Below are 12,018 nucleotides of genomic sequence, written 5' to 3' on the forward strand. Positions count from 1 at the left end.
TCATTTCCTTTTGAAAATAGTTATTTGCTAATATAATATTGATGCACGGCAATAATATGCCTGCCTTGCGCGCGGCGACCACCCGCCCATTTCCCAAGGAGCTATGCTTGACCACGTCCGCCAACACCGCCTGGATTTCCGACCTCAATGACAATGGCATACGCGCCGACTTGGCCAGGCTTGCGGCGGATGGCGTACTCAGCTACAACGACGCGCTGCAGATCCTGACCGACACCGGCAGCGACCATGCCTTCACGCTCACTGAATTCCAGACTTTGCAGACGGTGGCCCGCCACCTGAACAATGGCGTGGCGGCCTCCAGCTATGTGGCCGACATCTTCACGCAATTGGTGCTGGGCAATCCTGCCAACATCGGCTGGCATGGCGGCGAAGGCTACAGCTACCCGCTGGGTAACCTGTCCGGCTTCAGCAGCGTCACCCAGCTCAACGAACTGATCGGGAAGTGGTTCCTCGGCACCGACTTGCCCGACCCGGTGCTGCTGTCCAATCTGACGAGTGGCGGGAGCACCCCCAAGTACACGACCGCCAGCGATGCCCTGTACGGCCACACGGGCGCGGCCGCCATAGTCGACGTGGCCCAGGGGGCCGTCGGCGACTGTGTGGTGTGCGCCGGCATGATCGAGATGGTCAACAACCACCCCGACCTGCTCAAGTCCATGTTCGTCGACAATGGCAACGGTACGTATGGCGTGCGCTTCTACCTGGACGGCAACGAAGTGTGGGTCACCGTCGACAGGGAATTGCCCGTCAACCGCTATGGCGATCTGCTCTACGCCCACAATGGCACGCTGCAGGACAAGGCGCTGTGGGCGCCGCTGCTGGAAAAGGCCTACGTACAACTGAGTGAAACCGGTAAAGTTGGCCACCCGTCCGTGAACGGCTATGCCAACATCGATGGCAACATGGGCACCATCGTACTGCCCGCCCTGACCAACACCCGTGCCAGCTACTACCACACCAGCGACAGCGATTGGTTAGGCCGCAAAGCGATGCTGATCCAGGCGCTGGCCGAGCACCGGGACGTGATGCTGGAGACGGCCAGCACCGGCGCTGTCACCCACGACAGCGACGGGATGACGGAATTGGTGGCCTCGCACGCGTTCGCCGTGCTCGGCTACGACGACGCCACCGGCAAGTTCATCGTGCGCAACCCCTGGGGCGACAGCTATCCGCGCCAGGACTGGAAGGCCCAGTTCGAATTATCGATGGAAGAGATGGCGGCCGAAGGGGGCGGCGTCGCGGTGGCCGCCGCCTTGGGCGCCCCCACCATCCAACCAGCCGCCACCAGCCACGAGCTGGGCCTGTCAGCGACGGTGGCGGTGGCGCCGCTGTTCTCCGTGTTCAACCCCGACGCGCTGACGGTCAGCCGCTACCTGTTCCACGCGGCCGGCAGCGGCCGGCTGAACCTGAACGGCGCCACCAACCTGGCGACGGCCGAACAGCAGGCGGCCGGCGACGTGGTGATCGGCGCCGCCGACCTGGCCAAGCTGCAGTTTGCGGCGCCAACGGCGGCTGGCACAGGCAGCCTGTCCATCCAGGCCCTGCTGGGCCAGCAATGGAGTGCGAGCGCCGCGATCGACTGGAGCTTCGACGCCAGCAACGCCAGCGCCATCGTGCTGCCCCATGCCCACAACACCGTGGCCACGGGCGCCAGCATCGCCCTCGCCAGCCTGTTCCAGCTGGACGGCACCAGCGCCGCCAGCACCTACTACGAAGTGATCGTACCGACCGGCAGCGCCGGCTTCATCGAACTCAATGGCGCCCGCAACTTGTGGACCACGGCTCGGCCCGGGGAATATGAATTCAACGCGGCCGATATGGCGCGTGTCAGCTATCGTGCGCCATACACCGCCACCACCATCAAGCTGCAGGTGAACGCCTACCAGGGCGGAGGCTGGGGCACGACCCAGGACGTCACCATCGGCGTCGGGTTGCCGGACGTGGCCCACGCGCTGCAAAACTACGCCAACGGCCAATTCGCTGCCATCACTGGCGTGAGCGACTGCGCGGCCAACATCTTCGGCCAGCTCGACAGCCTGCGGCCGCTGCTGCGTGACGGCTGGCTGGGCGCCATCCATGTCACCGACGGCACGCCCCAGGTGCAGGCCATGACGGGCCTCCAGTACAGCCAGTACAAGGGTTTGTTGGCGGTCATGGACGGCAACTGGCGTGTCAACCTGGCGGGCGCGGCGGCCGGCGACGCCGCCCTGCTGGCCACCGCCCAGCTCACCCATGTGGCCTCGCTCACCGTCACCGCCAGCGGCGCCGACGTGTCGGCCAACCTGGATGCCTTGCAGACCCTGGCGGCGGCCGGCAAACTGACCGCCATCACCGTGACCGACGGCACCACGCACCCGTTCGCCGTCACCCGCACCCAGATGGCGGCCGATGGCGACGCCTTGCGCCTGGTCGCCGGCGGCTACCACCTCACCAAGGGCGCCGACCTGGCCACCGTGCTGGCCATCGACGCCGACGCCAGCAGCGCCAAGCCCGCGTCCTACGACGTGGCCGACAGCGCCGCCAACATTGGCGCCGGCCTCGATGCGCTGCAGATGCTGGCCGCGGCCGGCAAGCTGGGATCGGTGACGCTGACCGATGGCGCCGGCGCCGTCGTCACCGTCAGCGCCGCCCAGTTGCACGACGACGCCCTCGCCTTGTCCAAGCTGAGCGGCGGCTGCACGCTGGCCGTCACCGGCGCCAGCGTGGCCGACGTGGCCACGCTGGCAGCGAGTCATCCAAATGCCCGCTTCGCCGTCAGCGACAGCGCGGACCAGCTGTCAGCCCACCTGAGCGTCCTGCGACTCCAGGCGGCGCAGGGCAAGTTGGCCAGCGTGGTGTTGACGGACGCCGACACGCCCGCGCTCCACCTGAGCGCGGCCGACCTGGTGACCAACGCATCCGTGCTGCGCGCCATCACCAGTCCCTACACCGTGAGCGTGCCTGGCTTGAGCGACGGCGTGGCCCGCTTCGTGATCCAGCAAGATGGCGCCGCCCGCAGCGCCGAGACGCTGATGCGGCCGGTGGCCGACGGCGCCGCCGCGCCACATACGGGCAACGTCGTGGTGGGTTTCCAGAATGCCACCCTGGGCGAAGGCAACCACGCCGTCGTGCTGGAAGGCGCGCGCGACCACTACGCGATCCGCAGCGACGCCTCCGGCAAGCTGGAGATCGCCAACGTGGCCGCCAGCGACGCCGACTACGGCAAGCACGTCACCATCACCGGCGCCGACTATGTGATCTTCAACGGCGCGGCCGCCACCGACGCGGGCTTCTATCCTGACATGTATTTTGTCGTCAACGGCCACAACGCGGCCGTGGCCGAGCTCTACATGGCGGCGCTGGGCCGCCTGCCGCGCCTGACGGGCCTGGAATTCTGGGAAAGCCAGTTGGCCGCCGGCGCCTCGCTGGCCGACATCGCGGCCGGTTTCATCGGCTCGGCCGAATTCACCAGCCGCTATCCGGCCGCCGCCACCCCATCCGACCACGGCGGCGCGGGCGACCTGGCCTTCGTCAACGCGCTGTACCAGAACGTGCTGCACCGCACGCCCAAGGCGGCCGGCCTGGCGTTCTGGGTCCACGACCTGGCCCAGGGCGACAGCCGCGCCAACGTGCTGGTGGCGTTCGCCGTCAGCCCGGAGGATGAAACCAACACCCATGCCGCACCTGGCCACAGCGGCGGCTGGCTGATCGACAGCGCCAAGGGCGGCTACGCCGACCCGGCCCTGCTGCTGGACGCGGCCACCGTGCTGCGCCAGGGACTGGCCAATGGCTACCTCAATACGGGCTTGATCGACGCCAGCACCATCGGCGCTGGCGTGACCCTGGGCGGCGAAACGCTCAAGGGCGACACGCTCACGCTGGCCGCCACGCTGGCGCCGCAAAGCATCGTACTGTCGGACGCCGTCAAGCACGCCGTTGTCAACGGCGGCGGCCAGCAGATCTACAGCGCCGGCCACGCCACGATCGAAATCCATGGCGCCGGCGCCGGCGTGCACGCGGCCGCCGGCGACCAGCTCGACCTGCTGGGTGGCAGCGACACCACGGTCACCGGTTTCGTGGCCGGCAGCGGCGCCACGCTGCACCTGGCCACGGGCGTCCCCGCGCTGCTCGACGCCAGCGCCTCGCGTGTCGCAGGTACGGCGCTCACCTTCGACGCGAGCCATGGCTATGTGATCAAGGTGGGCAGCCTGGGGGATGGCTCGGCCGCCGCCGTGGCCACCGCCATCAACCGCGCCTACGCCGTCGCGGACACGCTGGCCGAACATGCGACCTTCATCGGCCAGGACGCGGGCGGCAACACGCAAGCGTGGCTGTTTGGTACAGGCAGTGGCGCGGCCGACCATAACGGCAACCACCTGGCCGATGCCGGAGAACTGCTGCACCTGGCCACGCTGGTCGGTGTTCCCAGCGCCCAACTCACCCTGGCCGACCTGGCCTAACAAACCGAAACAGCAGCGGGGCCAGTTCCGCTCAAAAAGAAACGGCGTCCGCGCAAAATGCGGACGCCGTAGCGTCTCCCCACTCTATTTATCCGGTCCGCTTATTGCACCAGCGGCGAGTCCGCACCTTCCAGCTGCACCCCTTCGATGTCGGCCTGGCCCACCAGGATGTGCAGGTACTGGTGCAGCGCGCGCTGCCACGACTGGCGTTGCAGCTCGTCGGCGATCTGCGCCTGCACGGCGTCGAACGGCAGCGCTTCGCCTTCGATGCGGCGCATCGCTTGCACGATGTGCAGGCCAAAGCGCGTTTCCAGCAGGCGGCCGGCCAGTTCACCGGGCGCCATGCGGAACAGCAGCTGTTCGAATTCCGGCACGCACTGGCCCCGGGCCAGCTGGCCCAGGTTGCCGCCCACGGCGCCCGACGGGCAGTTCGAGTACTGGCGCGCCAGTTCATCGAAGCGCTCGGGGTTCGCTTGCAGCTCGGCCAGGATGGACTCGGCCGTGCTGCGCACCAGATCCAGTTGCACGGTCGGGGTGACCTGGAACAGGATGTGGCGCGCTTCCACCAGCGCGCCGCTGGAGAAGCGTTCGATCTGGCTCTGGTAGTAGCGGCGGCACGCGGCCTCGTCCACCACCGGCACCTTTACTTCACGCTCGAACAGCGCTTCCACACGGGCGTCGTCCGTCTCGCCGGTGATGCCCAGGCGGTCCGCCTCCTGCAGCAGCACCTGGCGCAGCACCACTTCATGCACGGCCTGTTTCAGGGGATTGGCCGCGTCCTGATGGTGCGGCAATTCCTGCTCGATGGCGAGGTCGCTGACCTCGATTCCGTTGACGGCGATACCCATGTTATGACTCCTGCAAAATTAACGAGTGCGAACCAGCTGGAAGGCGCGGCCCAGATAACCGACGGCGCCGAAACCGCTCCATACGTGCACCAGACGGGTGAACGGGAAGATCACGAACAGCGACATGCCCATGAACAGGTGCAGCTTGAAGATCAGCGGCGCCGTTTCGATGAAGCTGGCGGCGTCGCCGCGGAAGGTCACCACGTGCTGGGCCCAGGACATCAACAGCACCATCATGTGGCCGTCCATGTGCGAAGCCGAGGCGCCGATCGAGATCAGGCCCAGCGACAGCGTGACCAGGATCCACAGCAGGACGATCTTGTCCTTGAAGGTGGTCACGGCACGGACACGGTCGTTGGAGAAGCGGCGCGCCAGCAACAGCAGCAGGCCGATCATGGCGCACGAGCCCATGATGCCGCCAGCCGTCATCGCGATCAGCTGCTTGGTGCCGTGTTCGACACCGAGCGCATCCCACACCGCGACGGGCGTGAGCAGACCGGCCGCGTGGCCGAAGAACAGGCCCAGCACGCCCACGTGGAACAGCGGGCTGCCCAGGCGCAGCGCGCCCGTGTGCAAGGTCTGGCTGGACTCGGACTTCCAGGTGTACTGTTCGCGGTCGAAGCGAACCAGGCTACCGAGCAGGAAGATCGCGAGGGCGATGTAGGGATAGATCCCGAACAGGAATTGATGTAAATAGTTCACTGCAGTCTCCTTCAGGCACGCTGCGGCGCGGCAGCCGCAGCCTTGGGATAAAAGTTAATCGGTTGCGGGCCGCTGGCCAGCGACGTCTGGAGCAGCGGCTCGACGCCATCGGCGCCGGGGCCGAAGGTTTCCAGCGCTTCATCCATGTCGCGGATCGGCGGCTCGGCCAATTCCTCGGCCGGCACCGGGCTGTCCGCTTCCAGCAGATCGAACAGCACGGCGTACGGACTGGCGTTGGCCTTCAACTTGCGGCCGATGTAGGCCAGCACGTGGACCGCGTCGCCCAGCAGGCGCAGACCTTCGTCGCGCTCCTGCTGCGACAGGAATTCGAGGAACAGCGGCACATAGTCCGGCAGGTCGTTGCCGACCATGTCCAGGCCATGCTTGCGGTACTCGGCAAGCAGGTCGACCATGGCCTGGCCGCGATCGCGCGACTCGCCGTGGATATGCTCGAACAGGTGCAGCGAGTGCGACGGATTGCGGTCGAACGTGGCCACATACTGCTGTTGCAGATCGATCAGCGGCGTGCTGGCGATATGCTCGAACAGGCCAGCCAGGCTGGCCTCCCATTCGGGCCGTTCGGCCAGCGCCTGCCGCAGTTCCGGCAGGGCGTCGCACAATTCCTGCTCCGGGTAGAGCAGCAGCGCGGATAAGACTTGATAGCTTTTCATCTTCATTCCTTGGTGGGCTAAGCGGGCCGCGTCATCAGACGTCCAGCACTTCCTTCTTCTTGCGCGATTTCGGCATCGACATGAAGATGGCCGAACCCTGCTTCTTCTTGCCGAACAGGCTGTGGTCGGACACGCCGTCCGAGCAACCGTTGCCGAAGCTGAAGCCGCAGCTGCCCTTCTCGTTGAAGCTGTCCTCGGCCATTTCCTTGTGGCTGCTGGGGATCACGAAGCGGTCCTCGTAGTTGGCGATCGCCATGATGTGGTACATGTCCTCCACCATGTTCTTGTCCAGGCCGACCTGCTTGAGCGGCTCCAGGTTTTCCACCCCTTCCACGCTCTTGCCACGCATGTAGGCACGCATGGCCAGCATGCGGTCCAGCGCCTTGAGCACCGGCACCTGGTCGCCCGCCGTCAGCAGGTTGGCCAGATACTGCACCGGGATGCGCAGGCTCTTGGTGTCCGGCAGGATGCCGTTCTTGCCCAGTACGCCCGATTCGGCCGCGGCCTGGATCGGCGACAGTGGCGGGATGTACCACACCATCGGCAGCGTACGGTATTCCGGATGCAGCGGGAACGCCACTTTCCACTCCACCGCCATCTTGTAGACGGGCGAACGCTTGGCCGACTCCAGCCACGAATCAGGGATGCCCTGGCGGCGTGCCTCGGCGATCACTTCCGGATCGTGCGGGTTCAGGAACAGGCCCAGTTGCGACGGATACAGGTCGCGCTCGTCGGCCACCGAGGCCGCCGACTCGATCTTGTCGGCGTCGTACAGCAGCACGCCCAGGTAGCGGATCCGGCCCACGCAGGTTTCCGAGCACACGGTCGGCTGGCCCGCTTCGATACGCGGGTAGCAGAAGGTGCACTTCTCGGCCTTGCCCGAAGACCAGTTGTAATAGATCTTCTTGTAAGGGCAGCCGGAGATGCACATACGCCAGCCGCGGCACTTGTCCTGGTCGATCAGCACGATGCCGTCGTCCTCGCGCTTGTACACGGAACCGGACGGGCACGATGCCACGCAGGTCGGGTTCAGGCAGTGTTCGCACAGGCGCGGCAAGTACATCATGAAGGTGTTCTCGAAGGTGCCGTACATCTCCTTCTGCATGTTGTCGAACAGCTTGTCCTGGCTACGCTGGGCGAACTCGCCACCCAGGTCGTCCTCCCAGTTCGGGCCCCATTCGATCTTGTCCATCTTCTTGCCGGTGATGACGGAGATCGGACGGGCGGTCGGTGGCGTTTCCGACAGCGGCGCGTTCTGCAGGTGCTCGTAGTCGTAGGTGAACGGCTCGTAGTACTCGTCGATATTGGGCAGGTTCGGGTTGGCGAAGATGTTGGCCAGGATCTTCAGACGGCTACCCTGGCGCGGCTCGATCTTGCCGGCCGCGGTGCGGCGCCAGCCGCCGTTCCACTTGTCCTGGTTTTCCCACTGCTTCGGATAACCGATGCCGGGTTTGGTTTCCACGTTGTTGAACCATGCGTATTCCACGCCGTCACGGCTGGTCCACACGTTTTTGCAAGTGACGGAACAGGTGTGGCAACCGATGCACTTGTCCAGGTTCAGCACCATGCCGATTTGTGCTCTGATTTTCATATTTTTCCTCGCTATCGTTGACGGGTTCAGGCCTTGGTGGACAATGGGCCTTCCAGCCAATCGACTTTATCCATCTTGCGGACCAACACAAACTCATCGCGGTTCGAACCGACCGTGCCGTAATAGTTGAAGCCATACGACAGCTGGGCGTAGCCGCCGATCATGTGGGTCGGCTTGGTGACGGCCCGCGTGACCGAGTTGTGGATACCGCCGCGCTTACCCGACGTTTCCGCGCCTGGCACGTTGATGATCTTCTCCTGGGCGTGGTACATCAGCGTCATGCCTTCCGGTACCCGTTGGCTGACGATGGCGCGTGCCGTCAACGTACCGTTCACGTTGAACACTTCGATCCAGTCGTTGTCCACGATGCCGGCCGCTTTCGCGTCGATCTCCGACAGCCACACGTGCGGGCCACCGCGCGACAGCGTCAGCATGCGCAGGTTGTCCGAGTAGGTGGAGTGGATACCCCACTTCTGGTGCGGCGTGATCCAGTTGAGCGCGATCTCCTTGTTGCCGTTCGGTTTGGCGCCCAGCATGGAGGCGGTGGTCTTGGTGTTGATGGCCGGCTTGTACACGCACAGACCTTCGCCAAAATCACGCATCCACAGGTGATCCTGGTAGAACTGCTGGCGGCCCGTCAGCGTGCGCCATGGGATCAGTTCATGCACGTTGGTATAGCAGGCGTTGTAGCTGACTTCTTCCGACTCCAGGCCCGACCAGGTGGGCGAGGAGATAATCTTGCGCGGCTGGGCTTGCACGTCGCGGAAGCGGATCGAATCGTGCTCGCGTGGCAGCGCCAGGTGGGTGTGGTCGCGGCCCGTGATCTTGGACAGCGCATCCCATGCCTTGACAGCCACGTGGCCGTTGGTTTCCGGCGCCAGCGACAGGATCATCTCGGCCGCGTCGATCGCCGTTTCCAGGCGTGGCTGGCCTTGCGAGATACCCTCTTCCAGCACGGTGCGGTTGACGCCACGCAGCACGTCGATTTCGTGGCCGGTCTTCCAGCTGATCCCCTTACCGCCGTTGCCGATGGTTTCCAGCAGCGGGCCGATGGAAGTGAACTTCTTGTAGATCTGGGTGTAGTCGCGTTCGATGACGGACATGCTCGGCATGGTCTTGCCCGGAATCGGGTCGCACTCGCCGGCGCGCCAGTCTTTCGGATCGAACGGTTGACCCAGTTCGCCCGGGGTATCGTGCATCAGCGGGGTCAGGACCAGATCCTTCTGGGTGCCCAGTGCGGCGCCGCCGATTTCCGAGAACTTCTTGGCCAGGCCCTTGTAGATTTCCCAGTCCGACTTCGATTGCCACAGCGGCTGCACGGCTTCCGACAGCGGGTGGATGAAGGGGTGCATGTCGGACGTGTTCATGTCGTCCTTCTCGTACCAGGTGGCCGTCGGCAGCACGATGTCGCCGTACAGGCAGGTGGTCGACATACGGAAGTCCAGCACCACCAGCAGATCGAGCTTGCCTTCCACGGCCGGACGCACTTTCACGTCGCGTGGCTTGATGCAGTTCGCTTCGTCGCTCATCAGCGCGTTCTGGGTACCCAGCAGGTACTTCAGGAAGTACTCGTGGCCCTTGCCCGAGCTGCCCAGGATGTTGGAACGCCAGACGAACATATTGCGTGGGAAGTTGGCCGGATTGTCCGGGTCATCGCACGAGAAGTTCAGCTTGCCGTCCTTGATCTGCTGCACGGCGTAGGCGGCTGGATCCTGGCCGGCGGCGGCGGCGGCCCGCACCACTTCCAGCGGGTTGGTTTCCAGTTGCGGCGCCGATGGCAGCCAGCCGAGGCGCTCGGCCTTGGCGTTGTAGTCCAGCAGCGTCATCGGCGCGACATCGGGACCGGCCGTTGGCGACGCGATTTCCTCGGTGTGCAGCTTCTCGTGGCGCCACTGGCTGGTGTGGTTGTAGAAGAACGAGGTGCCGTTCATCTGGCGCATCGGACGGTTCCAGTCCTGGGCGAATGCCAGCGGCGTCCAGCCCGTTTGCGGACGCAGTTTTTCCTGGCCCACGTAGTGTGCCCAGCCGCCGCCCGATTGGCCCACGCAACCGCACATCATCAGCATGTTGATGATGCCGCGATAGGTCATGTCCATGTGGTACCAGTGATTCAGGGCCGCGCCCACGATCACCATGCTCTTGCCACGGGTCTGGTCCGCGTTCTGTGCGAACTGGCGGGCCACGGTGATCACGTCGGCCGCTTTCACGCCGGTGTGCTTGACTTGCCATTGCGGGGTGTAAGGGACGTCGTCCTCGTAGCTGGTGGCCACGTTGCCGCCGCCCAGGCCACGGTCGATACCGTAGTTGGCCATGCTCAGGTCGAACACGGTGGCGACCAGCGCGCTGCTGCCGTCGGCCAGCGTGAGGCGCTTGACGGGCACGTTGCGCATCAGCAGATCGCTGGCGTCCTTGCCGCCGAAGTAGGCGAAGCCCACCGGCACCACTTCATCGGCGCAACCGATCAGCGACAGGCGCGGATCGACCGGCTTCTTGTTGCCGCCCTGTTTCATCTCCAGGTTCCACTTGCCCGACTCGCCCCAACGGAAGCCGATGGAACCGGCCGGCGCCACGATCTCGCCGCTGGCGTCGTCGATGACGAGGGTTTTCCAGTCGGGATTGTTGGTTTCGTCCAGGTTGTTGGCCAGGTGCGAGGCGCGCAGGAAGTACTCGGGCGCCAGCGTGCCGTTCTGCTCCTTGAGCAGCACCAGCATCGGGAAGTCGGTGTACTGTTTCGCGTAGTCCTTGAAATACTGCGATTGGCCTTCGGTGTGGAATTCCTTCAGGATCACGTGGCCCATGGCCATCGCCAGTGCCGCGTCGGTACCTTGTTTCGGTGCCAGCCAGATGTCGCCGAACTTGGCCATCTCGCCGAAGTCGGAGGACACGGCCACCGTCTTGGTGCCCTTGTAGCGCACTTCGGTGTAGAAGTGGGCGTCCGGGGTACGGGTCATCGGCACGTTCGAGCCCCACACCATCAGGTAGGTGGAGTTGTACCAGTCGGCCGATTCCGGCACGTCGGTCTGTTCGCCCCACACTTGCGGGCTGCTTGGTGGCAAGTCGCAATACCAGTCGTAGAAGCTCAGTGCCACGCCGCCGATCAGCGACAGGTAACGGGTACCGGCCGCGTAGCTGACCATGGACATGGCGGGAATCGGCGAGAAGCCGACGATACGGTCAGGGCCGTATTTCTTGATGGTCAGCGCGTTGGCGGCGGCGATCATCTCGTTGCAGGTATCCCAGTCGGCGCGCACGAAGCCGCCCAGGCCGCGAATCGATTTGTACTGCTTGGAGCGTTCTGGATCCTGGCTGATGTAGTCCCAGGCCGTGACCGGGTCCATGGTCTTGCGCGCTTCGCGCCACATGTCCATCAGGCGGCCGCGTACCATCGGGTACTTGACGCGCTGGGCCGAATACACGTACCAGGAATAGCTGGCGCCGCGCGGGCATCCGCGCGGTTCGTGGTTGGGCAGGTCCGGCCGCGTACGCGGATAATCGGTCTGCTGGGTTTCCCAGGTGATCAGCCCGTTCTTCACATACACCTTCCAGCTGCAGGAGCCGGTGCAGTTCACACCGTGCGTGGAACGCACGATCTTGTCGTGCTGCCAGCGCTGGCGGTAGGCGTTTTCCCACGTACGATCCTCGTGGACAACTGCCCCGTGGCCGTCGGAAAACGTTGATTTTGTTTTGCTGAAGAATTTCAGGCGATCCAGAAAATGACTCATGCTGCCTCCTCACTTGCACCCTGT

Annotated in this window: 6 protein-coding genes; 1 reads left to right on the forward strand and 5 read right to left on the reverse strand. The window is 64.8% G+C overall.

Features of this window, described 5'->3' with window-relative positions; translation table 11 throughout:
• The first annotated feature begins 107 nt into the window (after positions 1–107).
• Positions 108–4,460 carry a DUF4214 domain-containing protein gene (locus tag H3H39_RS10240; protein WP_182153266.1) on the forward strand — a complete coding sequence of 1,451 codons (4,353 nt, stop codon included), beginning with the start codon at positions 108–110 and terminating at the stop codon, positions 4,458–4,460.
• A gap of 101 nt (positions 4,461–4,561) precedes the next feature.
• On the opposite strand, the gene H3H39_RS10245 is transcribed toward H3H39_RS10240, so the two are convergent.
• Genes H3H39_RS10245 through H3H39_RS10265 form a run of 5 tightly spaced genes read right to left on the reverse strand, consistent with a single transcriptional unit; the run spans position 4,562 to position 11,994 of the window.
• Positions 4,562–5,308, reverse strand: a complete 747-nt coding sequence (locus H3H39_RS10245) for a peptidylprolyl isomerase (RefSeq protein WP_182153267.1) — start codon at positions 5,306–5,308, stop codon at positions 4,562–4,564.
• An 18-nt stretch (positions 5,309–5,326) separates the two neighbouring features.
• Complete coding sequence (narI, locus tag H3H39_RS10250; protein WP_182153268.1) at positions 5,327–6,010, reverse strand: respiratory nitrate reductase subunit gamma; 684 nt, start codon at positions 6,008–6,010, stop codon at positions 5,327–5,329.
• 11 nt (positions 6,011–6,021) lie between these two features.
• A complete protein-coding gene (gene narJ / locus H3H39_RS10255; protein ID WP_182153269.1) occupies positions 6,022–6,681 on the reverse strand; it encodes a nitrate reductase molybdenum cofactor assembly chaperone in 660 nt (219 codons plus the stop codon).
• Positions 6,682–6,715: 34 nt separating this feature from the next.
• On the reverse strand, positions 6,716–8,272 hold the full coding sequence (gene narH, locus H3H39_RS10260) for a nitrate reductase subunit beta (protein ID WP_182153270.1): 1,557 nt from the start codon (positions 8,270–8,272) through the stop codon (positions 6,716–6,718).
• A gap of 26 nt (positions 8,273–8,298) precedes the next feature.
• Positions 8,299–11,994, reverse strand: coding sequence for a nitrate reductase subunit alpha (locus tag H3H39_RS10265; RefSeq protein WP_182153271.1), 3,696 nt, complete (start codon positions 11,992–11,994; stop codon positions 8,299–8,301).
• Positions 11,995–12,018 lie beyond the last annotated feature (24 nt).

This window comes from Rugamonas apoptosis, from assembly GCF_014042355.1.
Lineage (GTDB): Bacteria > Pseudomonadota > Gammaproteobacteria > Burkholderiales > Burkholderiaceae_D > Rugamonas > Rugamonas apoptosis.